Source organism: Marinomonas epiphytica, assembly GCF_054780655.1.
The window spans coordinates 21,414-47,826 of sequence record NZ_BAAGVX010000036.1; the positions used below are offsets into that span (position 1 = coordinate 21,414).

Below are 26,413 nucleotides of genomic sequence, written 5' to 3' on the forward strand. Positions count from 1 at the left end.
TTAATCAAGAGAATAATGTGAAAGCACCCCAAACAGGTAAATTTGTCATTGGGGATAAGTCATAAACTTGTTAACATGCCTCATCTATATAAAGCAAAAAAAAGTGGGAAAAAAGATGCCAGAATACCGTTCGAAAACCTCTACTTCAGGCCGTAATATGGCCGGTGCCCGTGCTTTATGGCGTGCAACCGGAATGAAAGACGATGACTTTCATAAACCAATTATTGCTGTCGCTAACTCTTTCACGCAATTTGTTCCAGGTCACGTTCACCTAAAAGACCTTGGGCAGCTAGTATGCCGTGAAATTGAAAAGTCGGGCGGTGTCGCTAAAGAATTTAATACCATAGCGGTGGACGACGGTATTGCCATGGGCCATGATGGCATGCTGTACAGCTTACCTTCCCGAGACTTAATTGCCGATTCTGTTGAATACATGGTAAATGCACACTGTGCCGACGCACTTGTTTGTATTTCCAACTGTGACAAAATCACCCCTGGAATGCTATTGGCGGCTATGCGCTTAAACATTCCTGTCATTTTTGTCTCTGGTGGCCCAATGGAAGCAGGTAAAACCAAGCTTTCTGAACATAAGCTCGACCTAGTGGACGCTATGGTCATTGCAGCAGACCCAACTGCTTCCGATGAAAAAGTCGCTGAATACGAGCGTTCTGCTTGTCCAACTTGTGGCTCTTGTTCTGGTATGTTTACCGCTAACTCCATGAACTGCTTAACAGAGGCTTTAGGCCTAAGTTTACCAGGTAACGGAACAACACTTGCCACACACTCTGATCGCCATCGTTTATTCTTAGAAGCTGGGCAGCGCATTGTTGACATCACTAAGCGTTATTACGAAAACAACGAGCTACACTTAGCGCCTCGCGCTATTGCTTCCTTTGAAGCTTTTGAGAACGCCATGACCCTGGACATTGCGATGGGGGGATCAACCAACACCATTCTGCACCTATTAGGCATCGCTCGCGAAGCTGAAGTCGACTTTACTTTGGCAGACATCGACCGTTTGTCTCGCAAAGTACCTCAGTTGTGTAAAGTGGCACCGAACTCACCAAAATATCACATTGAGGATGTTCACAGAGCTGGCGGTATTTTTGGCTTACTGGGTGAGCTCGATCGTGCAGGACTCTTACATAATCAAGTTCATACTATTCATTCCAAAACAATGGAAGAAGCCTTGGAAACTTGGGACATTATGCGCTCGCCAACACCTGAGGTTATAGAGTTTTATAAGGCTGGCCCTGCGGGTATTCCGACCCAAACCGCCTTTAGTCAGTCTACTCGCTGGCCATCACTTGATGGCGACCGTAAAGAAGGTTGTTTCCGCTCTATCGAGAATGCGTTCTCTCTTGAAGGCGGATTGGCTGTTCTGTTTGGTAATATTTCAGAAGATGGATGTGTCGTGAAGAGTGCGGGGGTTGATGAGTCTTGCCTTGTATTCGAAGGGCCTGCACATATCACCGAATCCCAAGATGAAGCCGTGAAGAACATTTTGGACGATAAAGTCGTGGCTGGTGAAGTTGTTATCGTACGCTACGAAGGACCAAAAGGTGGCCCAGGGATGCAAGAAATGCTTTACCCTACCTCTTACATTAAGTCTAAAGGCCTAGGTAAAGCTTGTGCCTTATTGACAGATGGACGCTTCTCAGGTGGTACTTCTGGCCTATCCATTGGCCACGTGTCTCCCGAGGCTGCGGCAGGTGGTGCCATTGGTCTAGTTGAAAATGGCGATATCATTCGCATTGATATCCCAAACCGCTCAATTAACGTATTGTTGAGTGATGAAGAGCTAGCGCAACGACGCCAAGCAATGGAAACAAAAGGCAACGCAGCTTGGAAACCAGCAAAAGAAAGACCACGCAAAGTAACCCCTGCATTGAAAGTGTATGCTCACTTCGCAACGAGTGCAGACAAGGGTGCAGTACGTGATCTAGACCAACTGGACTAGCTTTCTCGCATTCTTTTGCTTTTCAAGGTCGCTGCATATCGTAGCGACCTTTTCATTTAAATACAGGATAAAACATGCTCAGTTATCGGCACATATACCACGCTGGAAACCATGCGGACATTTTAAAGCATCTTATTGTCAGCCAAGTTTGCCGCCATTTTATTAAGAAAGAATCGCCTTTTTTCTATCTTGATACCCATGCAGGTATAGGGCAGTACGAGCTTGCTTCTGATCAAGCACAAAAAAACAAAGAGTTTGAATCTGGTATAGGTCGTCTATTAAATGAAGACAATCTACCAGAACCTATAGAAGCATTCTTAGATATCGTTCGCCAAATGAACCCAGGCAGCGAACTTAGCTTGTACCCTGGTAGTCCCAAGGTTGTCGACTACTACGTGCGCCAAAAAGACAAGCTACACCTCTGTGAGTTACATCCTAACGACTACCCCCTATTAGCGGCACTTTTTCCGAACAAACGCCGCGCCAATGTCGTAAAAGACAATGGCTTTGCGGCAGTAAAGGCCATGTTACCGCCACCGCAAAAGCGCGCCTTTACTCTCATGGACCCACCTTATGAGGTAAAAAAGGATTACCAATTTGTAGTACAGGCGTTACAAGAAGGTCACAAACGCTTCCCTCAAGGGACTTACGCCATTTGGTACCCTGTATTAAGCCGTAAACAAGCAGACCAACTACTACAAGATGTAAAGAGCACACAAATTCGTAACGTCTTACTGATAGAGCTGTGTATTCGTGACACGGAAAAAGAGCGTGGTATGGCTGGTAGTGGTATGATTTTGGTCAACCCACCTTGGACGTTAGAAAAGGATTGCCAAGCATGTTTGCCAGTATTAAAAGATTTACTGGCAGAAGACGAGCAAGCGGATTTCCAAATCCGTTGGATTACCCCTGAATAGGATTGAAAGAGAAGGAGCGGAATCATGGAAAATCATTTCGAAGCAGCGTTCAAAAGCATGCCTACGCCTGCGTTTATTATTGATAGTAACAGTGGTGAGATCTTAGACATCAACACCAATTTCGACCTTATCTTTAAAAACCGCAATGCTCAAGCCGCAAATCACTGGAATGCACTTTGCCATGATACTGACCAGCTTAACTGGGCCGCTCTACAGGAGAAAATCCAGAACAAAACTCTTGAACGCTGCGAATGCAATATGCGTGTTGGCGATAAAATCATTAGCATGCAGCTGTCTTTTCAAGCACTGCAAAACACCGTCTTAGCCTGTGTGTACGACTCAGAACACCTTGACCTAGCAACCGCCGAAAATACCCTCCTTAAATTCGCCTTACACGAATCTTCTGCTGGATTATGGATATGGGAAACAGGCACAGACTTTATCGCTTGTTCAAAGTCTATTGCCCTACTATTAGGTTGCGAACAGGAAAGCACGCCTCGCTCAAGCGCTGAATGGCATACCCGCGTGCACCCAGACGATGTTGAACGTCTTACTCAGGTCGTGAGTGAACATATTTCATTGCAACAAGATTTATACGAAGTGGAATACCGTATTCGCAAACACAACCAAGACTATATGTGGGTGAAAGAGCGTGGCCGTACTTATACTCACGCGTTAGATGGAAGCATCAATAAGGTCATTGGTTTTGTCGTAGACATTAGCCATCAAAAGGCCCTTGAAGAACACCTACGCAATCAAGCTACTTTTGACGAATTAACAGGACTACTCACTCGCGCTGCTGCCATTACCCATTTTAAAAAGCAATTAGGACTAGCTCGCCGTCAGTACACCCCTTTAACCATGGCCAAGATCTTTCTAGATACGAACAATAAACTGGCAAAATTACCGTTAGAAACCCGCAACATCGCCATTTTAACTGCAGCGCGACATATTTATAAAAAAATTCGTGAAGCGGACATATTGGCCCGAGTTGAAGCCGACAAACTGCTTTTATTATTACCAAACACCAGCATAAAAGACGCCCATCACTTGTTAGAAAGCATATTGGCTCCCACGGAAGAGGAAACCACACTATTGGCTAAGAGCCATGTGTCGGTAAGTGATATTCATGTGGGTATTGCCGCCTTTCCTGAAGACGGCGAAGACATAGAAGAGCTTGCACAAAGTGCTAACCATGCTGTTGAACAAGGATTAGCCGAACAACAACAAATAGCCATTCGCTAAGCATAATACGGCCCCGATGGGACTGTTAAACCTGACCTTGCAAGGTGAGCACGAGCCGACGAGCACCACCGTGGTATCTGTGCTCTCCTAAGTAAATTCCTTGCCAAGTACCTAAATAAAGCTGACCATTGCGCACTGGCAGAGTGAGCGATGAGCCAAGCATACTGGCTTTAATGTGCGCCGGCATGTCATCGCTGCCTTCATAAATATGCTCATAGTAAGGCTGATCTTCTGGCACCATATACGCAAAATGTCGTTCCATATCACGACGCACTGAAGGGTCAGCGTTTTCATTAATAGTAAGTGATGCTGAGGTGTGGAGGATTTGTAAATGCAGCAATCCCACTGAGACACAAGGCATTTTCGCCAATGCCGCTTCTACATGATCAGTAATAAGGTGAAAGCCCTGCTTGCAAGGGGGCAAACGAATTTCAACTTGTTGCCAGCTCATCAATCAACTCGCACTGGTTCTTTGGTACACGCTGAAGCGATAATCGTAAGGATTATGCCCCTCAGCTGCAAAGGCTTCTTCGGCAATTAAGGTGTAAGAAGGCCAGTCCACCTCAGGGAAAAACGCGTCACCGTCGACATCGGCATCCACATGAGTAATATAGAGACGATCAGCACGCTCTAGAGCCAATTCATAAATTTGTGCGCCACCTATGACCATCACCTCTTGTTGGCCATTAATCAAGCAGATATCTTCCCCAAGAGCAATCGCTTCATCAAGAGAAGACACAACATCAACCCCCTCAGCAGCATAGTTAGCGTCTCGGCTAATCACAATATTACGGCGCCCTGGCAGGGGTTTACCAATGGACTCGAAGGTTTTTCGCCCCATGACAATCGGCTTTCCCATGGTCGCTTGCTTAAAGTACTTAAGATCATTCGGCAAGTGCCAAGGCAAGGCATTATTGATACCGATAGTACGGTTGGTAGACATTGCAACAATGAGGGATAACATAAAATGACCTTATTTATCGTATTTAGGTTCTGGTACAATTTACCCCATTATACCTATAGCAAAGCAGATTGCATTTGCTGCTTAGGGCAACCAGTAAAGTGAAGGCCAAGCTGTCCAATGAAACAATATTTAGAGCTGTGTGAACGCATCGTCAATGAAGGTGTGTGGGTAAACAATGAGCGTACCGGCAAACGCTGCTTAACGGTGATCAACGCTGACCTGACTTACGACGTAGGTAAAGGGGAGTTCCCTCTTGTCACGACTCGTAAGAGCTACTACAAATCAGCTATTGCTGAAATTATTGGCTACCTGCGGGGCTATGACAATGCGGCAGATTTCCGTGCCCTTGGCACAAAAACCTGGGATGCTAACGCCAACCAAAATGACGTCTGGTTAAATAACCCTTACCGAAAAGGGGAAGACGATATGGGCCTTTGTTATGGGGCAATAGGACGCAACTTCCCGAAACCTGATGGGGGTCAAATTGACCTGCTTAAACAAATCGTTGACGATCTCAAAAAAGGCGTGGATAACCGCGGTGAAATCCTGACATTTTACCACCCAGGGGCCTTTCACATGGCTTGCCTGCGACCTTGTATGTACAGTCACCACTTCTCTTTATTAGGTGACACCCTCTACCTAAACAGCACCCAGCGCAGTTGTGATGTTCCCCTAGGCCTTAATTTTAATATGGTACAAGTGTACGTTTTGCTTGCCATTGTCGCTCAGATTACAGGTCATAAGGCAGGCCAAGCCTATCATAAGATAGTCAATGCCCATATCTATGAAGACCAGCTAGAGCTCATGCGCGACGTGCAAATGAAACGTGAACCGTATCCGTTACCTAAGCTCAATATCAATCCAGATATTAAAACCCTAGAAGACGTGGAGACCTGGGTCACCATGGACGACTTTGAAATAGAAGGCTACCAATTCCACGACCCGATTGCTTACCCATTTTCGGTGTAAAAGTCTAAATCATGCCTTATTCCAGCGCCATGTGGACTGAATATACTCTGCCTTGTGAAATGGTGGTCTCAATAATAAGTTGAGCAGTTGTTTTGCAAGGTTTGAAATTCTGTCACTATTTCTTCTTTAATATTGTAAATTCTCTTTTAAGAAGTCGATCATCACTCTTACTTTTTGCGGAAGATAGGTACGACTTGGATATACAAGCCATGCTGACGTTTCAAAATTAGTAGCGCTAATGTCGTAATCAGGAAAAACATCAATTAGATGACCACTGTTGATTGCCTCATCCACCAGCCAATTTGCCAATAAAGCAGGACCTGTATGATTTATCGCTAAAGTTAGAATACTGATAGCTGAAGAAACTGTATTTCTTGGTTGTATTTGAATTCTTTCAATTCCCCCCTGCTCTTGACGGTTCTTACTTCTGAACCGCCATTCATCGCGGTAGCCCGGTAAAGCAAATACGGTACATGAATGTTCTTGTAAATCTTGAGGTTTACATAACGTCGGATGCGACTCAACATAGGACGGGCTCGCAACAACCCTATATTGAGTGTCCATAAGCTTGGTTGCTACCATATCTCCAGACAAATTTGGCGCCAACCTGATCGCCAGATCAATGCCACTTGATACCAAATCTAAATTACCATCAGTAAAGAGTAGTTCTAATTTAATTTCGGGAAAACGTGCATTGAACACAGGCACCAGAGGCACTATAACCTTTTCACCAAAAGCTACTGAGGCGGTAAATCTCAATGTACCAGAAGGCGTTTGGCTAATCGATTTAGCCTGTTCTTCTGCCTGATCATATTCTTCGAGAATGCTTTGCATACGTTTAAAATAGATCTCTCCCGCTTCTGTTAGCGTGACCTTTCGAGTTGTTCTACTAAAAAGCCTCAAGCCCAAATAGCCTTCAAGGTTACTAATAGATCGAGAAACAGAAGACGGGTCTACTCCATACTCCTCGGCCACGGCCGCAAAGCTTAAACGGTGTGCAACATTCACAAAAAGCCGAAGGGTTTCAATATTCATTAATGTAAATTCCGCATCAGTATTATTCTTTTTGAGTCATTTATGTCAGAAATCGAACTAAGCATAATAAATTTTGTAAGTACAGCAAAATATCACAAGCAAAGATTAACAAGTTTAGTAAGTGAATAGAACGAAGGCTTCCTACCTAAAATATAGCCCATAGGAGCTTTCGACTTAGAAAAAACTATATATATCAACTACCTACGATAACGATAAGAGGAATTAGACAATGACTCAGCTTTTACGAATTGACAGCAGCGCGCGTTATGAAGGCTCACATTCAAGACAACTTGGAGACTACTTTCAAGAAAAGTGGTTGTCACTAGACGCTAATAGAAGTGTGGTAACAAGAGATCTAACAACCGCTCCTATAGAGCAAATTTCCCAAGACACAATTGAAGGTTTCTACACACCTAAGGAACAAATGTCAGAAAAACTCAAACGCGCGACTTCGCTATCAGATCAACTTATACGAGAGGTCCACACTTCAAATGTGCTACTTATTACAGTACCAATGTACAATTTTTCTGTTCCGAGCGCCCTAAAAGCTTGGATTGATCAAATTGTAAGAATGGGAGAGACCTTTTCGTATGAGCAAGGTGAATTTAAAGGATTAATAAATAAACCAGAGGCTTATGTAATCTGTAGCTATGGCGCAGCGGGATATTTAAATGGTGGTAACTTTGCTTCTGCGAACTTTCTAGCTCCTTATCTGGAGTTTGTTCTTACTTTCTTAGGAATAAGTTCGGTCAAATTTGTAAATATAGAATCTACAACTGGCGATGAATCTATTGTTAATAACGCTACCAAACAAGCGAAATCCGATATAGACAAGCTACTATCTGTTTCTGCTTAATTCACAGGCATTTAGATAAGATGTGTTAGATGTTGTTACAGATAACACATCGAAAGGTGCAAGTGCATTCCCCTAAACATAGCTAATCTACAAAACTTTTTATACTCATTCTTATTGGGTAGAAGTATCAATTTACAATTAACGGAAAACTCATTAAACACATTAACTTCTTGATATTTATATTTTTTATACCTTATAAACTATCACGTCGTTCAAAATAGGAGATTCAAATGAACGAACATATTAAGCATAAAACCATCATCATTACAGGCGCTAGCCAAGGTATAGGTATGGCGGCAGCATTACACCTTACTCAGTATGGTGCTAATGTCATTCTCGTCGCACGCAACAAAGAAAAACTGGTAGAGCTACAAAAAGTCATTCACACACAACAGGGAAAGGCAGAAATCGTTGTTGGAGATGTAGCAAAATATGACACATTATCACGAGCTGTAGACATGGCTTTAAAGCACTTCGGAAGCGTAGACGCCTTAATTAATAACGCTGGGCTCATCGATCCTATTGCTCGACTAGCAGATAGTAATGTGGATGATTGGTCGAAAATAATAGACATCAACTATAAAGGGGTTTATCACGGTCTTAGAGCAACTCTTCCTGTCATGCTAACTCAGAATAGAGGCACTATTATTAATATCAGTTCTGGCGCGGCAACAAGCCCACTAGAAGGTTGGAGCCATTATTGCTCTTCTAAAGCGGCAGTTTTAATGCTAACTCGTTGTGCCCATAAAGAGTACAATGAACAAGGAATTCGAGCTATTGGTTTAAGCCCAGGTACGGTAGCAACCGATATGCAGATAGCTATCAAAAACAGCGGCATAAACCCTGTAAGTAAATTAGATTGGGAAAAACACATTCCAGCGGAGTGGGTCGCTCAAACTTTAGCTTACTTATTATCTGACGAAGCGTCTGACTTATCTGGTACAGACTTTTCCATCAAAAATGATGAAGGTCGAAAACGTGTTGGCTTGCCAGTAATCAAATAAACTCCCTTAACGTCTATACTTGGTTAGGTTAATTTATTACCTAGTCAAAGCCCGTCAATACAAATAGGCAAGAATAAGGGAGTATTGGCCACTGTATTTTCCTCTCCAACTTCTACAATGCAAAGCTCTAAGCAATAGCATGATAGAGGTAGCCAATGGATCTTCTTAAAACCGCAACAGATTGGGCGAGAGCGGAGGTGTTCTCGTCTAGCTTTTTCGTTTTCTTTGGTATGGTATTTTTATTCGCCAGCGCCAGTTTCTGGTATCTCGGTAAAACCTCGATCGCAAGGGCCTACGTAACCCCAACCCTAATAGCAGGCTGTGTATTAATGATCATTGGTGCAGGTTTGATCTACGCAAACATTTCTAGAATATCCGCCTTTAGCCAAGCATTTCATATAGACCAAAGCGCTTTTCTTCAAACTGAAGTAATACGAGCAGAAAAGACTCTGAATGAATACAAGACCATTGTGTTTACTGCCATCCCTATCATTATGGCCGTGTGTATGCTGGGAATTATGTTTATGAACGCCTCCCTTTGGCGCGCTAGCCTGATTACCACTATTGCCACGCTAACCGTCATCTTACTGGTGGACGGCACGGCCCATGGCAGAATGCAGGAATATCACCACACACTATTGGCCGCTCAAGCCCAAATAACCTAGATCCAGAAAGATCGCCATACAGCCCATTATTCTCAAGAATTATGGTGGGCAAATTTAGCTTTATACATGGCTTTATCAGCCTTGGTATAAAGCGATTCTTGAGTATCACCTTGCTGAATTAAAGCACTGCCTAGGCTATAACTCACTTGAATACTTTGCCCACTTATTAGGGTCTGATATATCTGCTTGCAGTGAACAAAACGCTGACAAATACCCTCTAGCTCTGCTGGATCATTCGCACTCACTAAAATAAGGAACTCATCCCCACCCCAGCGTGCTACAACACCAGCGGAACCCATAATTTGTTTTAAATGTTGTGCTAATCCTGCGAGCAACTGATCTCCTACAGAGTGACCGTATTGATCATTAATTTTTTTGAAGTCGTCAACATCCACATTAATTAAACCGAATGCTCGCTGGTTTTCCTCCCATTGAGCCATTGAATGTTTCATGTGCTCTTCTAAGCCTCTACGATTAACAAGGCCCGTTAGAGAGTCGTGACTTGCTAATTGCTTTAGCTGTGCGGTTCGTTCTGTCACTTGTTTCTCAAGCTCTTCTTGGTGCTTTAGAAAAGAGTCAGACATTGTGTTGTAATGCTGGATTAATCGTTTAATTTCTAATCCAGAAAGGAAAGGAACTTTAGCGGCTTCATACTGTTTATTTTCAAGCGAACTGATAGAGCGATCTAACGATTCTAAAGGCCGACTAATTAGTAAAGTAACGAGCAAATAGTAAATAATTAATGCGCAAATAAGGCTCACTAAAAACACCACAATAAGGCCTGAGAACTCAGTCCAAGGTAAGAAACGATCAATCTCGATGAAATTTACCTGAAACCAATCGATTTCAGGTAAATAGATCACACTGGCTAACTGACGTTCACCCGCTTGGTTCACCATTACCATTTCTACTTTATTATCAGACGACTTTGCTCTGATAAAGCTTTGTTCTAACGCTTGTCGTGACTTTCTATCGTCTACAATCTGAAAGACGGTTTTTTTGTCTGCTAATTGCTTACTAACTGAAGAAAAATTAATCAGTTCTTCTTTTTGGTGTAACTGAATAGAACCTTCATAGTTGGTAAATACGACCGCAGAATAAATATCTTGTTTTTCCACCATGCGACTAAGAAAGGTTGATAAATCTAGGCCTGTACCAACAACACCTAAAACCTCATTATCTCGGCGAATAAGCACATCACTCCATAGCTTTACCACACCAAGTTCGAGGTCTGGATTGACATTAAGGTGAAGGTCCATATTTAAATCCATAATGCTATAAAACCATGCATCTTCTGGTTTTTCAGGATCTAACGTATAACGGTATAAATCGGTTGATTGCTCTCTTGCATCGCTGTCACTATAAAAATAATGACCATTTTCGCGAAGGGCAATAAAGTAGGAGTTATCTGAGAATCGGTGACGAAAAGCTTCGGCATCTTGCAAGGCTTTTTTCTGTAAAAAAGAGTTATTTGGTTGCTCCGCCCATTGCTTAATCGACTCAAGTTCAGCAAATTCTTTAGACAACTTAACTTCCTGAACCAAAGGTAGCAAAGTCCGCACTTTATCGTACCTTAGCTGCTTTTCAGCATATATTTCCATCCATTTTACGACAATGCCTTCCGCCATAACCTTCATAGAAAGCCAAGAAAAAAGCCCAGTAAACAAAATAATCAGTGCGGTAAAAAGCAAGAAACGCGTTCGGATCGCCATAACAAACCAGCTTAAATAGAGTTTATCTATCTAAAAAATAGAGTTTCTTCATACAAATGTCTAGAACTTAAAGCACAGTAAATAGGGCTATTACTGTGCTTTAAATATCTATTAGGTACTACTACATTAAGAAAACCGTAGATTTGAAGCCATATCAGCCATCCTTATGCCTGCTTCAATACAGTCTATAATCGGAATGCCATGCACTCGAGTTAGTCTTTCAGCTTGTCCTGTTAAGCCTCCAGAACCCAGTATGATGACTTTAGCACCATCGATATTGCGAGCTTTAACGATGGTTTCGTCTAAACGCTTAAGCGCTTCAGGCTCCCCCGCTGCCGCATTCGCTACTCCAATACCGGCGGCACGAACACTGCAATGATCACTTGCTCCCAGCGTTTCGACTAAGGCTTTAATGCCTGGCACCATGCTTTCTACTGTTGTTACTATCGTGAACTTAGACTCATACAGCCTAGCAATCGCAATAGAGGCTTCTACCGTATCAACAACTGGCACCTTTAAAAAACGCCTCGCCGCCTTTATTGCTATGTCATCAAAACACGCCATGACATATCCGTCGTAACCTTGATGCTGTGAAAGAAGGTCTAAAGCCAAAGGCTCCGCTACTTTACGATGGGCGAGGGTTTCGATAGAAAGAGGGCTAGACTCTGGGTGTAACACCAAAGCCTCGCACCCCGACGTCAATACTTTATTAGCTGTTTTTTGCGTCCTATTTGTTACTTCCTGATTGCTATTAGGGTTTATCACCAAAATTTTACGTTGAAGAGAAGACGTCTCTTTACTACATTCCATGTCACTCTCCTGAAGAAATATTAGGTAGGTATATCACTAGCTCTGGCCAAACAATTAGTAGCCCAGCAAAGAGCACCATAATGATGACAAAAGGGATGGAACCTTTTACCACATCCGCGAAATCTCCACCTTTACGTACCCCCTGTACGACAAATAGGTTCATACCGACGGGTGGTGTAATGAGTCCAATTTCACACATAACAACAATAAAAACACCAAACCAAATTGGGTCAATTCCTAATGCCGTAATCATAGGGATCGCAATAGGAACCGTCAGCACCAACATAGACATAGCGTCCATAAACATGCCTAGCAAAACATAAAACAGCACTAATAAAAGCAGCAACATGGTCGCACTTAAGCCTAACTCTGCCACCCATCGAGTAATCGCTTGAGTACCTCCTGTAAGAGAAAGTGTGACATTAAGTAGTAAGGCACAAACAATCACGAGAATAACCATACCACTGGTTCGGGCCGACTGAATAAAACAGTTTTCCAGCAAAGACCAGTTCAACCTGCCATTTTTCCAAACAAAGAAAAATGCAGCCATGACCCCAAGAGCAGCACTCTCCGTTGGAGTGGCAAGCCCTGTATAAATCGCCCCCATTACAATGCCAAAAATCACTCCGGGGGGAATTAGGTACTTGAGTAAACTACGTCGTACCGACCAAGAAAGGCTTAATGCGTGGCTGTTGCGCCCTGCATTGGGATAGCGTAATGCCACAAAGGCCATAAAACACACCGTCAGCAATAGCCCTGGGATTACGCCTGCTAGAAACAGCTGGCCGACAGATACATTGGCAAGTGAGCCATATACTAGTAAGTTGACTGATGGCGGGATCAAAATCCCTAGTGTACCTCCCGCTGCTAAGGTGCCCAGTGATGGCTGTACGGGATAGTGTTTGTCCGCCAGAGTCGGCAAGGCAATGGTGCCAACGGTGGCCGCTGTAGCAACAGAAGAGCCAGAAGTCGCCGAAAACAAAGCGCAAGTCGCTATGTTGGAATGCAATAAACCACCTGGCAACCACCCTAACCAAATCGCCAGCGCATCGAACATTTTGTCCGCAATACCACCACGCAATAAAAGTTCGCCAAGTAACATAAACAAAGGAATCGCTGTCATAACTGGGTTATTTAATGTTCCCCAAACAACGCCGCCCATAGTTTCTACTAATGGCATTCCATAGGCTAGATACCCGCCTACACCACCTACAGCAAGTATGGCTACTGAGACAGGAATAGACATGAGCATCAATGCCAGCATGACCAAAAAACCACACAAAATGACTAACATACTCATTGTCGAGCCTCCAAATCAGATAGCTCTGAAGCCAACTCCTCATCCACCGCATCTGGTCCAAAGTCAGATAACAAACTCTCTACATTTTTTGTAAGAAGAAGGTAAGTTACTCTTATAAAGAGCAAACAAGTCGCCACGGCAAATACCATCATACTGAGTAACCACACAGACTGAGGCCACACCAAAGGGGTCATCCAAGGTGTTTGAGCAATGGAGCCAAACAACTGAGTTTCAGCCAAAGTACGATACGTAAAAACAGTCAGATAAATTGCCAGAACGGCTAACAGTAGAGCGGAAATAACATTCGCAACAACCTTCGCACTTCGCGGAAAACGACTAAAGAGTAAGTTAATACGAATATGACTTTGCTCTATTGCTGCCACGGTAAAACACAAGGGGGCCCCCACCGCAATGGCGTATCCAGACAGCTCATCCACTCCAGCAAGCGAATGATTAAACAGCTTACGAAGTACAGTTTCAACCGCGATGACGACACATAATGTCGTCATCATAAGGCCAAAGACCACTGCACTCAGGCGAGAATAGGTCTTCATTATTGTCCCCTAACTTACAGTCCTAGTTTGCTGCCAACGCTAGACATCCACTCGGCTTCACAACTAGCATGCACAGCGTTACATTGTTGAGTCCAAACTGGCAGAGAACTTTCTACAAGGGCTTGTTCAACTGCTTTAATATCGGCATCGGAAACACTGGCTGCTGTCAGGTTATATGGTTTACCGTGTACACACGCCCCTTGTCCTGTATTGCAGTTCATAGCATCTTGATAAAGCTCTTCTGAGTATTGCCAGATATTGGCTTCTAATTCGCTCATCGCTGTTTGTAATTTTACTTGCTGACCTTCGGACAGTTTATTCCAGCTGTTAAGGTTGATCGCATAGCCATTCATAGCCAGCTGTAATGCCACAGGTAAGACGGTTGTTGTCACCTCAGGCCAACCCGCTGAGTTTGCTGAAGAGGGACCTGTGATCGCGCAATCTACCACACCACGCGCCAAAGACTGTTGCACCTCTCCAAACGGCATAGGAACACCTGTCGCTCCAAATTGAGCAACAAAGGCCGCAGCAGATTGATCACCCACTCGAACTTTTAGCCCTTTCAGATCCGCTAAACCTGTAATTTCAGGTTTACAGAATACGACTTGAGGGCCTGCCGGCCATACTCCTAGAACTTTTGAGTTAAAGCGCTTTTGCACCGCATTATCAACGCTTGGTAAAAAAGCAGCCGTATGACTTTTACCTGCTTCATAAGTAGGATTAAGCCCCACAAGGTCTAGCCCCAACATGGTGGGTTCATCGCGACTCACTTGCGGGCCACGAAACGATACCATATCAAACAAGCCTGTCCGGACAACTCGAACACCGTCGTTATCTGGAATGCCGGCCACATCGACGGGCAGATATTCAAAGGACACGCCCATATCTAGTTGCTCAGCTAACCCTTCAAAAAAAGGCTGCTCCTTTTGCTGTTGAATTAGCCCAGAGCTAACAGGCTGGCCTAATACTCTAAAGGACAGGTCAGAAGCCAGTGTCATTTGCGAAACAAGTGCACTGGTTGCGATTACAAAAATACTTGGTTTCATTTTTTCACCCTCTTAGTTGTAAACATGATGTTTTTTTAATCAGAAGCGATTTTTTTGATTAAAACAGATTTTCACGAAGGTGCAACAACTAAAACTAACAAAAATTAATTTTCACGAAGAAAATTAATTTTTGCTTTATTTGAAGGCAGTAAAACTATGAAATGTTCACAAAGAGGGCATTAAAAACGAGCATCACGATAGTAAAAACTAAAGCTCACCCAAAAATTCATTTAAATTTTCTATAGACTGAAGTCGTTTTCTTCCCGTTTCTCCGGCTTCGTCTATGGTTCTGTTAGTGATTAAATTTAACAATGCCATTACACCAACATGACTAAATAGCGGACCAGATGAGTGTGTTGAGCAACGAAAATGCCAATCAGCTGCTAACTCAATTGGCATACTTTCATCTGAGATAATAAGCAACTTCGCAGGGCTATTTGCAATGACTTTAACAAGACTATCAAACTGGCTCACACGCCGACGCAGGCCAAATAGAACCACCACATCGTTTTTATTTAAGGCTGCCAGGTTCTCTCCCATTGTTTGCCCACTGCTCGGTAGCATGACAATGTTTTCGATCACTTGCAGCAACTGCCATTGAAGGTATTGAGCTAAAGGCGCACCAACCCGAAAGCCGATTAAAGAGACCTTTTGGGCAGCAAGTAATGCTTTGCTAAGCTCCTCTATATGTATGGCACTTATACTATCAATGGTTCGCTCAACATTTTTTATATCCGATTGCATATAGACTTGTGGCAAATGAGCGGCTGTCCCATTAACACTATTAAGGTATAAGCGCGAACCACTGTCTTTTTCTAGCCTTGCATGACGCCTGGCCTCTTCATAAGTGGCATAGCCTAATCGACGTACAAACCGTGTTACTGTGGCATTAGATACCTCTGCTAAATTAGCCAGTTCTGAAGCTGAGTAACTCGCGATTTCGCCTGGAAAATCACAAACCAGCTCTCCTAGCTTTTTCTCTGCAGGGTGCAGGTCAGGAAGAATGTTACGAACTCGGGATAAAAAAGATTGTTCTTTCATAATAAAAACGACTTTCAGTGAAAATATCTTTTCACATTAATCGTAATAGTTCGAGAACTCAAGCAAGATCTTTGTAATCAGATATGAAGCATTAAATGACGTCATTTTACCCCACAAATGATATAGTATTATCATACTAACAATATAAGGAATGGGACCGATGAACTATAAAAATAAAATCATTCAATTTGGCTCAAATCGAGTTTGGCGTACCTACACGGGCGGAAAAATTCTCGACCAAATAGAAAGCAAATCATCGCCCCAAGACTCTCATTTCCCTGAAGATTGGATAGGTTCAACCACGCGTGCGGTTAACCCTGGCAGAGAAGACATTCACGAAGGAATCTCCAGTGCGACTATTGATGATCAGAGCCTTCCTTTTGATGAGCTTATTCATTCCGATCCAGAATACTTTTTAGGTGAGCAGCACACTGCATACTACAGTACAAACCCTATGCTGCTGGTCAAGTTCCTAGATTCATCTGTGCGCCTACATTTTCAAGCTCACCCGACTGCAGAATTTGCTAAACAGCATCTCAACAGCAACCATGGAAAGGCGGAAGGCTATTACATTTTGGCCATTAGAGAAAACACGGACCCTTATGTTTATGTTGGTTTTCAGCACCCACCTAGCCGCGCTGACTTTAAAAAAATGATTGAAGATCAAGACATTGCAGCTATGGAAGCTTGTTTTGATAAAGTCCCTGTAAAGCCAGGAGACTGCCTATTTATACCTGGAGGCTCGCCTCATGCGATTGGCGAAGGCATCATGATGATCGAAATTATGGAACCTTCCGATTGGGCAGTACGCTTCGAATTTACTAAAGCAGGCTACACCATGCCTGAAGAAGCTCGCTTTATGAAACGCGATCTTGAGTTTTGTATGGACGTTTTCGATTTTAATGAAATCTCTACACATGAAGCCCAAAGCAAATTTTTTCAGCCTCCTCGTGTCACTCATACCTACTCAAATAACTCGATTCAAGAAACACTCATTGATAGCAAGGTCACTGATAAATTTAGAGTAAAACGCTCTAAGATTTTAGGCGTTGTTGAGAAGGCGGAAAAGGACTTTTATATTGGCATTGTCACAAAAGGAAATTGCCGAATTACGTTAGGTAAACAAGAGTTAATATTAAATGAATATGATCGTTTCTTTTGCCCTGCAGGCATAGAGTCAATCACTATCAACAGTGAAGAAGCAGTAGAAATATTAGAATGTTACCCGCCTATAGCAGGGTAACATAAAGGAGTAGAAAAAGGTGTGTATGGAAATACACACCTTTTTTTGTTAGTGAGAAAATGAATTTGGCATAATTTTACTAGGTAACCATAAGGAAATCTCTGGGAAGAGAATAACCAGCAGCAATATGAATAACATGGGGATAAGTATAATGACCACTTGTTTAAGTACGCTCACAACATTCATCCCACCGATCGATGAAGATATCAGCAAACAGAGCCCATAGGGCGGCGTCACCAAGCCAAATGCTAATGAAATAATACCTATCATAGCGAATACCACAGGAGAAATATCTGCTTGTATCGCTACGGGTAATAGCACGGTACCCAGAATGATGATGGTAGGTATTGCATCAATAAACAAACCGAAAAACAGGAATAGAGAAGCAATGACCAAAGCCGTACCAAAACCACTTAACTGCATGTCTGTTAAGAAGGTAATGATCAAACGAGGCACGTTATAGTAGGCTAATAGCCACCCAAAGACAGACGCAGTCCCAATAGCAAACAAAGAAATAGAGGCAAATCGTCCTGTTTCGTACAAGATGCTCCCTACTTCTCTTGGCGTGACTGTACGATAAACAACCATTCCTAAAAAGAGCGAGTATGCGGCTGCAATGATGGCACTTTCTGTTGGTGTTACTATACCCGCCACTATCCCGAAGATGACGAAAACAGGAGTGAGCATGGCTAATGCCGCCCCTTTAAACGCCTTGAAAGCAGAAGAGAATGTTGGTTTCATAGCGATAGGATAGTTATAAACTTTCGCAAAGCCATATACAGTCGCCATTAACGCGCAACCTATCATCAACCCTGGAATCGCACCCGCTAGAAACAAAGCCCCCACCGAGACTTGCATGACCCCACCCCATACAATCATCAAGATACTGGGAGGAATGATCACCCCCATTACCGACGAACAAGCCGTTATTGCAATGGCAAAACGTCGGTCATAGCCTTCTTTGATCATAGCTGGGATCAAGATTTTACCGCAACCTGCCGCATCCGCAGTGGAAGATCCAGAAATACCCGCAAACAACATAGACACAGCCACATTGACGTGGCCAAGTCCCCCAGGCATCCAACCAGTTAGTACTCTGGCAAGGTCGATCAACTTTTCTGTGATTTTCCCAGAATTCATTAAATTTGCGGCGAGCAAAAAGAAGGGAACAGCCAGCAAGATAAAAGAATTATATGACTGAAACATGCGATCAATGATGATGAAAGGCGTTAGCCTAACATCTAGTAGCACGACAGGAATGGTTGCTAGACCAAGGGCGAAAGCAACAGGAACACGAAGTACTACTAATAAAATAAAACCGCCCACCAGCAATGCGCAGGCTAACCCAGTAGAGAGAATCATAGCGCCACCTTTTTAGCTGATAAGTAATCTTGAAATGCTTCCATCATACGGAAGAGAGAAAATAACAGCCAAAGTGCCCCTGAAATAGGTACTGTTATATGAGTAATGAGTAAATTTGCATTCATCATAACGGAATGCTGTATATGCCCAAACTTAGCGTAGTCGATCCCATACCAAGCAAATAAGGCCCCAAACAGACCTACTGATAAATACACCACCGCTCTTTGCAAGAATAGAACAAAAGGCTTCGAGCTATCAGGTAAAACTTGAACATCAAAATGCTTACCATCCCAAACCGCTAGCATAGAGCCTATCATTACCACCCAAACAAAGATAAAAGTGGCAAGCTCTTCTGTCCAAAGATACACAGGGATAATACCGGTATAACGAGCGATCACTTGCATGGCAACGGGGATAATGAGTGCGCCAACTAAGATAGCGAGAACAATCCTAAGAAGTGTACAAAGTGATTCCAAAATGCGTTTAATCATAGCTACATCCTTACAACATCTGGCTAAGCCATTACGGTGTTTAAGTCATAGACTTAAACACCGTAGACCTTGCTATAACTACTTATTTCGAATCGCTGATAACAAGTCTGTTGCGCCAATGCTGGCAGCAAACTTATCTTGTACAGGTTTTACCATCTCTAGCATTTTTTCGCGGTTCGCAAATTCAGAAACTTGAATCTGACCCGCATCAGCCATTTGCTGCAGTTTTATCGCGTCTTCACGAGATTCTAACTCACGACCAAAAGCCCCTGCTTCCTTGCCCGCTTTCATAATGGCAGCTTGCAAATCTTTAGGCAGCTTACGGTAACTTTTACCACCAAACACGATAGGACGAACGGTAATGGTGTGAGCTGTTTTCGTAACATGAGGAGCAACCTCATAGAATTTCAGGTTTTGAATACTCGCCGCTTCGTTTTCTAGCCCATTTACAACACCGGTCTGAATGGCGTTATAAACTTCATTATATGCAATAGCAGAAGGAGCAGCGCCAACAGCATTAAATACCTGGGCTTGAATTGGGGCCCCCATTACACGCATTTTATGACCAGACAACTCGTCAAAGTTACTAATTTTTTTGCTAGATATGAGGTTACGAGTACCACCGCCCGCATAACCTATGATCACAATATCGGCTTTCTCTGATAGCTCTTTCTCAAGAGGAGCAAGAATATTAGAAGAAAGAACCGTATTCCAATGATCAAGATCGCGGAATAAGAAAGGCATGTCCATTAAAGGAATAGAAGGTGCGAATCGCGCCATGTTTGAAGGTGCCAATATTGTGTAATCAATGGCAACACCTTGGTTCAAAAAGGAAACATAATCTTTTTCTACACCAAACTCACCATTTAAACGCAGATCAAAGTCTACATCCCCTTGGTAATATTGGTTTACCAGTTCCTCAAATTTCACCATTGTTTTAGTGAAAGTATGGTTTTCATCGAACATACTCGCGCCGCGAAGCGTCTGCGCACTGACCGGTGAAGCCAAAGCCGCTACAGCAGATCCAACTAGGGTAACTTTTAGAATTGATTTTAAGTGCTTCGTAAATCTCATGGTTTTTATCCTTATTATATGATTATGACGAATTTGCAATTTAATAATACAATACAAATCTAGCTTTTGAACTATATGCAAAGAAATGCACCTTGTCTACGAATTAAACAATGAAAAAACTGCTAAAAAGTCTTGGAGAGGGCTTCAAAAAAAAGAATAAAACCAACAATTTCAAACAGATAAAAAAATAAAACTGCTTAAAAGAATTTTTTGTTATATATAAAAAAGGTTGTGGTGCTAGTGAATTTCTAAAACCTTTCTTTTTTTATGGAGAAAAAACAAAGAGACTGTCAGTGTCAAGGATAGTTCCAAACCAATCAGATTAGTTGTGAGCTACAAGCCTCTCTACAAGGTTTAATCAAATTAATTTTTGTCTTAGAAAGAAGCGCATTGTTGCTTTGACGTAGCAGATAAAAGAGAAATGTTTTTTTGATTGTTTGGTTGACCAAAATTTATTTTTGATCAACCAAAACCAATTAGCTTTTTGGAAAGACCTGCTTTTTAAAACCATAAGCCAGTAATGCAAAACCGCCTATAACCATAGGTAGAGACAACACCTGACCCTGTGTAAGCCAGCCAAACGCAAGATAGCCAATTTGTGCATCTGGTTCTCGCACAAACTCGACTAGGATTCTGAAAACCCCATAACAGAGCAGGAACAAGCCGGATACACAGTAACGAGGCTTAGCTTTTTGCGAAAAAAACCACAAAATAGCAAACAAGGCGAGCCCTTCAAGAGCAAACTGATAAAGCTGCGACGGATGCCGAGCTAATTGCAATGGATCATGAGGAAATACCATAGCCCATGATACATCCGTTTGTTTTCCCCAAAGCTCTCCACCAATAAAGTTGCCTATACGCCCAGCACCAAGCCCAATGGGTACAACAGGAGCCATGTAGTCGGTGACATCAACTAAATGCTTATTGTAACGGCGAGCAAACACAAACATAGCTGCAATAACCCCTAAAAGGCCACCGTGGAAAGACATACCGCCCTCCCAAATTCGAATGATCACCAATGGATCAGCCACAAAAGAAGAGAATTGATAAAATAGGATATATCCAATGCGCCCTCCTAGTATGACTCCAAGCGCGCCATAGAAAATCACATCACTGATCATTTCCTTAGTCCATAAGCCGTTTGAACGTTGCGCCCGATAACAGCCTAAATAATAGGCGCCAGCAAAGCCAATGAGATACATAATACCGTACCAATGAACAGCAAGAGGCCCAATTGAAACCGCAACAGGGTCAATAGAAGGGTAAGTAATCATAATAGAGAAACAACCTTTTGAAACAAAATAGGTTAATGAAGCGTCGCAGATTTACTGGGGCGAATAAGGCGTTCGATATTCGCTTCCCGCATGAGTTTGGTCATGGTGTTTATGACCGCATCCGAATGATGAAGTTTCATAACCTCTGCTAACATTTCTTTGGCTTGAGCCGTTGAGATATTACGAATAACCGCCTTCACTTTCGGCAAACTGGTAGAGCTCATTGAAAGCACGTCGTAGCCCATCGCCATGAGCAGAATGGCTCCCATAGGATCACCCGCCATTTCACCACAAACACTCAAACCAACGTTCATACCGTCTACTTGATGAACAATGCTTTGCAAAGCTTGTAAAACGGCAGGGTGAAAAGAGCTGTAAATATCAGCCACACGGGGGTTATTTCGATCAACCGCCAATAAATACTGAGTCAGGTCATTACTCCCTACAGACAAGAAGTCCACCAGCTCAGCGTAAGCTTTTACTTGATAAACTGCGGCCGGTATTTCGATCATCACCCCAACCCTTGGCATGCGAACATCGTAACCTTCTTCAATCACTTCATCGACAGCGCGACGAATAAGCACCAAAGCTTCTTCCACTTCTTCCACACTAGAAACCATCGGCAGCATAATTTTCAGGTTATGCAACCCATCACTCGCTTTAATCATGGCTCGAATTTGCGCCACAAAAATTTCCAAGTGATCTAATGTCACTCTTATGCCACGCCAACCTAAGAAGGGGTTTTCTTCTTCAATTGGAAAATAAGGTAGCGCTTTATCTCCACCAATATCTAGGGTTCGAGCCGTAACAGGGGCAGGTGCAAACCCTTCAAGCTGTTTGCGGTAAATTTGAACTTGTTCGGCTTCTGTTGGGAAGCGATCCCGAACCATAAAGAGCACTTCAGTCCGATATAAGCCGATCCCTTCAGCACCTCGATCTAAAGAACGCGCAATGTCGGCGGTCAGCCCCGTGTTAACATAAAGGTTCAAACGCTGACCATCCTGCGTTTCGCAAGGCAAGTCTTTTAGCGTTTCATACTCTTCTTCGAGTAACCTTTCTTCATCAACAATTTGTTGGTAGTTATCAATTAAGGCATCTGAAGGGTGGGTAATTACTTTCCCCAAATAGCCATCCACAATGATGTTCGCTTTGTCTAGCTGTGCATATGGTAAGTCTAGCGCGCCCATTACGGTTGGAATCCCCATAGCTCGCGCCAAGATAGCAATGTGTGAGTTCCCAGACCCTGTAACAGATACCAAGCCTTTAATTTTTTCTATGGGAATTTCCCCTAGCATCGAAGCAGTAAGTTCTTCCCCGATAATAATGGCTGGTTGTTCAAAACGCTCAGCAATATTAGGCTCTTTCTCTTGTAGATGCGACAGAATACGGCGCCCTAAATCACGAATATCACTGGCACGCTCACGTAAGTAGGGATCTTCCATACGGTCGAAAAACGCAATGTGCATCCGAATAACTTGCCTTAAAGCACCTGGCGCCCAATTACCCTCAATTATTTTTTTCTCAACTTCCCCTGCAATGGAGTTGTCGTCTAGGATTTTTAGGTACACATCAAAGAGTGCTTTCTCATCATCAGATAAATGCTGACTTAAACGACTACTCGCAACTCGAATATCTTTGCGTGTTGCATTTAAAGCGATATGAAAGTCTTCGATCTCTTGTTGAGTATCCGTAATTTGCCGATCAGGAATAACATCGAGATCTGCGGCAGGAAACATCACCAGAGCACGGCCAATTGCCACCCCAGAACTGCCGGCTACCCCTTTATATCGTAAGTCAGACTCACTAGGTTCTTCGGCTGCATGTAAAGTGGTAATGGCGCCTGTTGCTTCAGCATGGGCTATAACCCCTGCTAATTGAGCTGATAAGGTAATTAAAAAAGCCTCTTCACCCTCGTCAAACTTGCGCCTGTCTTCATGTTGCACTACCAACACGCCTAGCACTTGACGGTGGTGGATAATCGGTACACCTAAGAAAGACTGGAAGCGTTCTTCGCCAGTACCAGTTAAGTAATGAAAGGAAGGGTGATCATGAGCATTATCTAGGTTTACAGGTTCTGCACGACGGCCGACAAGACTAACCAAACCTTGATTCTCTTTTAGGCTAACACTACCCGCCACATCAGAATTAAGGCCACGGGTAGCCATTAGAATATAGTCGTTACTGTTTGGGTCGACGAGGTATATAGAGCACACTTCTGCTCGCATAGCACGACGGACTCTGCGTACAATGATATCCAATGCACTGGGTAACGACTCGGCAGCGGTCACCTCTTGCGTAATTCGTCTCAGCAAACTTAGCATAGCTCTCCCATCGCTTAGCAGTTTCTTTAGTGTCTAATAGGTTATGACTTTTCCATCCAACGATGCGCGTTAGAAACTAACTCCTTAAGTGCTCGTCGGTAGACATCCTTTTTAAAGGCCACAACTTGACCAAGTGGGTACCAATAACTGACCCAACGCCAACCATCAAATTCTGGGTTATCAGTTCCATCCACACACACATCGGTATCTTTGCAGCAAATTGAAAGCAGAAACCACTTTTGTTTTTGCCCGATACACAAGGGCTTACTATTATGCCTCAGCATACGTTTTGGAAGACGGTAGCGTAACCAACCTCTGGTTTTCCCTACAATTTTTACCTGATGGGGCTCTAAGCCGATCTCCTCTTTCAGTTCACGATAAAGTGCCTGTTCTGGAGTTTCTTCCGACTTGATGCCACCTTGGGGGAATTGCCACGCATTTTGTCCTACGCGTCGCGCCCATAGTAGTTGGCCACGCTCGTTCATCAGTATGATGCCTACATTCGGTCTATATCCGTCCGCATCAATCACGAGCTATCACCTTTATACAAAAATTCGTTGTTGTCATTGTTCCACAATTCCCCTTTCATCACAATTAACACTGATGTTATTTGTCATATTCAACGTTATACTTTGCCCACTTTGAAAGAACTGAGGATGAACTGTGACCCTAGCAATATTTGATTTAGATGGAACCCTATTAAACGGTGATAGCGACTACACATGGGGACAATTTTTAGTTGAAAAAGGCATCGTTGATACGCAAGTGTATAAAGAAGCAAACGATAAGTTCTTCCTTCAATATCAAGCAGGCACTCTAGACATTCACGAGTATCTCGCATTTAGCTTGTCGCCGCTTACTCAGTTTAATGAATCACAGCTCAATGATTTGCACCAAGAGTTCATGACCACCAAAGTCGCCCCCATGATGCAACAAAAAGCCTCTGCTTTATTGGCGCACCATAAACAGCAGGGGCACTACCTTCTAATGATTACGGCAACCAATCAATTCATTACCGGCCCAATTTCAGAAGCATTAGGCATGGATCATATTATCGCTCCAGTACCTGAGGTAATCAACGGCCGCTATACAGGTAACATTGTCGGTGTACCAAGTTTTCAGGAAGGTAAGGTGGTGAGATTAAACGCTTGGCTTAAAGAAACAGGACACTCATTACAAGGTAGCTTTTTCTACAGTGATTCGCGCAATGACTTGCCGTTGTTAGAATTAGTTGATCACCCTATTGCGGTGGACGCGGATGAAACCTTGCAAGATATTGCCAAGCAAAGGGGCTGGCAACACATCTCTCTTCGAGACTAATACTAATAATCCAAAATGGGCTCCCTCATTCTAGAGGAAGCCCTACGGACTTAAAGCCCCATGTTGTTATGGATGCGATAGAACAAGGCTTTTAAATATTCGGTTTCTTCAATCGCTGGGTGTACTGGGTGATCAGGGGCTTGAGTGCCACGGTAAATCAGCTGAGAAAAGCGTTCTAGCTGGCGGCTATTACTGCGCACAATATCATGCAAACGGTCTGTCGCTAGGTGCATAGAACATGACCCAGTTACTAAGATTCCCCCTTTAGCCACAAGACGCATGGCCAACTGGTTAGCCCTGTGATAAGCCCCCTCACCTGCTTTAATGTCTTTGCGACGTGCGATGAAAGCAGGCGGATCCATAATCACCACATCAAAACGCTGCTTTTCCTCAATCAAAGATTGCATGGCATCAAATGCGTCTCCATGCATCAAGTTAGCATCGCCTTCGTACTGATTTAGGTTAAGGTTTTGTGAAACATGATCTAACGCTGATTCTGAAGCATCCACAAAGGTTACGTCTGTTGCGCCTGCTGAAGCGGCTTGCACACCCCAACCACCCACATAAGAAAAAACATCTAATACTCGTTTACCACTGCAAAACTGCTGCATGGTCTTACGATTTTCTCGGTGGTCATAAAACCACCCCGTTTTTTGTCCATCCCAAACAGGGGCTTGGAATAACACATCGTTTTCTTGTAGAAACACCACTTCAGGCACTTGCCCATAAGCTTCTTCCACATAGGAATCTAGCCCTTCTATTTGACGCATTTTGCCATCGTTTTTCATTAAAATAGCTGATGGTTTTACAACCTCTTGTAAGGCTTCTATGATCTCGCTTTTTACCCGTTCCATACCTGCAGTTGATATTTGTACGACTAGAATATCAGCAAAACGATCAACAACTAGGCCTGACAAGCCATCTGAGTCACCAAAAACTAGACGGTAATAAGGCGCGGGATACGTCATCTCTCTTAATGACAGAGCAATCTTAAGACGGTGAGCAATGGTAGACTTGTTGAGCACTGTGTCTATATTACGACTGATCAAGCGCCCACAAATTAGGGTATTTGGGTTTATGGTCGCCACACCAAGCGCTTTACCTTGAGCGGTTTCTACGACCACCTGGTCACCAGGAGCAAACTGTTTTAATGGGGTTGCTGAGGTGTTAACCTCGTTGCTGTATATCCACTGATGGCCAGCTCGTAAACGGCGATCCGCTTGCCCTTTTAGTCGTATTACACTCAATTG

The 26,413-nt window shown here is 43.3% G+C and carries 25 protein-coding genes; 9 read left to right on the top strand and 16 right to left on the bottom strand.

Features of this window, described 5'->3' with window-relative positions; genetic code table 11:
* The first annotated feature begins 115 nt into the window (after positions 1-115).
* The 3 genes from ilvD (at position 116) to ACYVGZ_RS11865 (ending at position 4,122) form a co-directional block, all read left to right on the top strand.
* The gene (ilvD, locus tag ACYVGZ_RS11855; protein WP_460755743.1) at positions 116-1,960 is read left to right on the top strand and encodes a dihydroxy-acid dehydratase; all 1,845 of its coding nucleotides are present in this window, start codon (positions 116-118) and stop codon (positions 1,958-1,960) included.
* 74 nt (positions 1,961-2,034) lie between these two features.
* Positions 2,035-2,877, top strand: a complete 843-nt coding sequence (locus ACYVGZ_RS11860; RefSeq protein WP_460755746.1) for a 23S rRNA (adenine(2030)-N(6))-methyltransferase RlmJ — start codon at positions 2,035-2,037, stop codon at positions 2,875-2,877.
* A 24-nt stretch (positions 2,878-2,901) separates the two neighbouring features.
* Positions 2,902-4,122: a sensor domain-containing diguanylate cyclase gene (locus tag ACYVGZ_RS11865; protein WP_460755749.1), complete on the top strand. Its 1,221-nt coding sequence runs from the start codon at positions 2,902-2,904 to the stop codon at positions 4,120-4,122.
* 25 nt (positions 4,123-4,147) lie between these two features.
* Here the strand turns inward: ACYVGZ_RS11865 and ACYVGZ_RS11870 are convergent, their stop codons facing one another.
* On the bottom strand, positions 4,148-4,573 hold the full coding sequence (locus ACYVGZ_RS11870; RefSeq protein ID WP_460755752.1) for a secondary thiamine-phosphate synthase enzyme YjbQ: 426 nt from the start codon (positions 4,571-4,573) through the stop codon (positions 4,148-4,150).
* A 3-nt stretch (positions 4,574-4,576) separates the two neighbouring features.
* Positions 4,577-5,086 carry a type 3 dihydrofolate reductase gene (gene folA, locus ACYVGZ_RS11875; protein WP_460755755.1) on the bottom strand — a complete coding sequence of 170 codons (510 nt, stop codon included), beginning with the start codon at positions 5,084-5,086 and terminating at the stop codon, positions 4,577-4,579.
* Positions 5,087-5,203: 117 nt separating this feature from the next.
* Between folA and ACYVGZ_RS11880 the strand changes: the two genes are divergently transcribed.
* A complete protein-coding gene (locus tag ACYVGZ_RS11880) occupies positions 5,204-6,055 on the top strand; it encodes a thymidylate synthase (protein ID WP_460755757.1) in 852 nt (283 codons plus the stop codon).
* Positions 6,056-6,181: 126 nt separating this feature from the next.
* Here ACYVGZ_RS11880 and ACYVGZ_RS11885 read toward each other — a convergent pair whose 3' ends face one another.
* On the bottom strand, positions 6,182-7,090 hold the full coding sequence (locus ACYVGZ_RS11885; RefSeq protein ID WP_460755759.1) for a LysR family transcriptional regulator: 909 nt from the start codon (positions 7,088-7,090) through the stop codon (positions 6,182-6,184).
* Positions 7,091-7,319: 229 nt separating this feature from the next.
* On the opposite strand from ACYVGZ_RS11885, the gene ACYVGZ_RS11890 reads away from it, so the two are divergent.
* The 3 genes from ACYVGZ_RS11890 to ACYVGZ_RS11900 all read left to right on the top strand — a co-directional run bounded on the left by ACYVGZ_RS11890 (position 7,320) and on the right by ACYVGZ_RS11900 (position 9,615).
* Positions 7,320-7,946, top strand: coding sequence for an FMN-dependent NADH-azoreductase (locus ACYVGZ_RS11890; protein WP_460755762.1), 627 nt, complete (start codon positions 7,320-7,322; stop codon positions 7,944-7,946).
* A gap of 230 nt (positions 7,947-8,176) precedes the next feature.
* Positions 8,177-8,950 (top strand): SDR family oxidoreductase, encoded by a 774-nt coding sequence (locus ACYVGZ_RS11895; RefSeq protein WP_460755764.1) that lies wholly within the window; start codon positions 8,177-8,179, stop codon positions 8,948-8,950.
* A gap of 155 nt (positions 8,951-9,105) precedes the next feature.
* Entirely contained in the window at positions 9,106-9,615 is a 510-nt protein-coding gene (locus ACYVGZ_RS11900; RefSeq protein ID WP_460755767.1) for a hypothetical protein, read from the top strand.
* A gap of 32 nt (positions 9,616-9,647) precedes the next feature.
* Here the strand turns inward: ACYVGZ_RS11900 and ACYVGZ_RS11905 are convergent, their stop codons facing one another.
* The 6 genes from ACYVGZ_RS11905 to ACYVGZ_RS11930 all read right to left on the bottom strand — a co-directional run bounded on the left by ACYVGZ_RS11905 (position 9,648) and on the right by ACYVGZ_RS11930 (position 16,078).
* Complete coding sequence (locus ACYVGZ_RS11905) at positions 9,648-11,327, bottom strand: GGDEF domain-containing protein (RefSeq protein ID WP_460755769.1); 1,680 nt, start codon at positions 11,325-11,327, stop codon at positions 9,648-9,650.
* Between the two features lie 126 nt (positions 11,328-11,453).
* The gene (locus ACYVGZ_RS11910; protein ID WP_460755772.1) at positions 11,454-12,137 is read right to left on the bottom strand and encodes an aspartate/glutamate racemase family protein; all 684 of its coding nucleotides are present in this window, start codon (positions 12,135-12,137) and stop codon (positions 11,454-11,456) included.
* 1 nt (position 12,138) lies between these two features.
* Positions 12,139-13,437 (bottom strand): TRAP transporter large permease, encoded by a 1,299-nt coding sequence (locus ACYVGZ_RS11915; protein WP_460755775.1) that lies wholly within the window; start codon positions 13,435-13,437, stop codon positions 12,139-12,141.
* Positions 13,434-13,991 carry a TRAP transporter small permease subunit gene (locus ACYVGZ_RS11920; protein WP_460755779.1) on the bottom strand — a complete coding sequence of 186 codons (558 nt, stop codon included), beginning with the start codon at positions 13,989-13,991 and terminating at the stop codon, positions 13,434-13,436. Before ACYVGZ_RS11920 ends, ACYVGZ_RS11915 begins: the two co-directional genes overlap by 4 nt.
* A gap of 14 nt (positions 13,992-14,005) precedes the next feature.
* Entirely contained in the window at positions 14,006-15,037 is a 1,032-nt protein-coding gene (locus ACYVGZ_RS11925) for a TRAP transporter substrate-binding protein (protein ID WP_460755782.1), read from the bottom strand.
* Positions 15,038-15,244: 207 nt separating this feature from the next.
* The gene (locus ACYVGZ_RS11930) at positions 15,245-16,078 is read right to left on the bottom strand and encodes a MurR/RpiR family transcriptional regulator (RefSeq protein ID WP_460755785.1); all 834 of its coding nucleotides are present in this window, start codon (positions 16,076-16,078) and stop codon (positions 15,245-15,247) included.
* Between the two features lie 160 nt (positions 16,079-16,238).
* On the opposite strand from ACYVGZ_RS11930, the gene ACYVGZ_RS11935 reads away from it, so the two are divergent.
* Positions 16,239-17,321 (top strand): class I mannose-6-phosphate isomerase, encoded by a 1,083-nt coding sequence (locus ACYVGZ_RS11935; protein ID WP_460755788.1) that lies wholly within the window; start codon positions 16,239-16,241, stop codon positions 17,319-17,321.
* 48 nt (positions 17,322-17,369) lie between these two features.
* Here ACYVGZ_RS11935 and ACYVGZ_RS11940 read toward each other — a convergent pair whose 3' ends face one another.
* The 6 genes from ACYVGZ_RS11940 to ACYVGZ_RS11965 all read right to left on the bottom strand — a co-directional run bounded on the left by ACYVGZ_RS11940 (position 17,370) and on the right by ACYVGZ_RS11965 (position 24,373).
* Positions 17,370-18,683 (bottom strand): TRAP transporter large permease, encoded by a 1,314-nt coding sequence (locus tag ACYVGZ_RS11940; RefSeq protein ID WP_460755790.1) that lies wholly within the window; start codon positions 18,681-18,683, stop codon positions 17,370-17,372.
* Positions 18,680-19,174, bottom strand: coding sequence for a TRAP transporter small permease (locus ACYVGZ_RS11945; RefSeq protein WP_460755793.1), 495 nt, complete (start codon positions 19,172-19,174; stop codon positions 18,680-18,682). Before ACYVGZ_RS11945 ends, ACYVGZ_RS11940 begins: the two co-directional genes overlap by 4 nt.
* A 78-nt stretch (positions 19,175-19,252) precedes the next feature.
* Positions 19,253-20,248, bottom strand: a complete 996-nt coding sequence (locus tag ACYVGZ_RS11950) for a TRAP transporter substrate-binding protein (protein WP_460755795.1) — start codon at positions 20,246-20,248, stop codon at positions 19,253-19,255.
* A gap of 476 nt (positions 20,249-20,724) precedes the next feature.
* Positions 20,725-21,522 carry a prolipoprotein diacylglyceryl transferase gene (gene lgt / locus ACYVGZ_RS11955; RefSeq protein WP_460755798.1) on the bottom strand — a complete coding sequence of 266 codons (798 nt, stop codon included), beginning with the start codon at positions 21,520-21,522 and terminating at the stop codon, positions 20,725-20,727.
* A gap of 32 nt (positions 21,523-21,554) precedes the next feature.
* Complete coding sequence (ptsP, locus tag ACYVGZ_RS11960) at positions 21,555-23,843, bottom strand: phosphoenolpyruvate--protein phosphotransferase (RefSeq protein WP_460755801.1); 2,289 nt, start codon at positions 23,841-23,843, stop codon at positions 21,555-21,557.
* A 41-nt stretch (positions 23,844-23,884) separates the two neighbouring features.
* On the bottom strand, positions 23,885-24,373 hold the full coding sequence (locus ACYVGZ_RS11965; protein WP_460755803.1) for an RNA pyrophosphohydrolase: 489 nt from the start codon (positions 24,371-24,373) through the stop codon (positions 23,885-23,887).
* A gap of 133 nt (positions 24,374-24,506) precedes the next feature.
* On the opposite strand from ACYVGZ_RS11965, the gene ACYVGZ_RS11970 reads away from it, so the two are divergent.
* Positions 24,507-25,163: a histidinol-phosphatase gene (locus ACYVGZ_RS11970; protein WP_460755806.1), complete on the top strand. Its 657-nt coding sequence runs from the start codon at positions 24,507-24,509 to the stop codon at positions 25,161-25,163.
* 50 nt (positions 25,164-25,213) lie between these two features.
* Here the strand turns inward: ACYVGZ_RS11970 and ACYVGZ_RS11975 are convergent, their stop codons facing one another.
* Positions 25,214-26,410 carry a class I SAM-dependent rRNA methyltransferase gene (locus ACYVGZ_RS11975; RefSeq protein WP_460755808.1) on the bottom strand — a complete coding sequence of 399 codons (1,197 nt, stop codon included), beginning with the start codon at positions 26,408-26,410 and terminating at the stop codon, positions 25,214-25,216.
* Positions 26,411-26,413 lie beyond the last annotated feature (3 nt).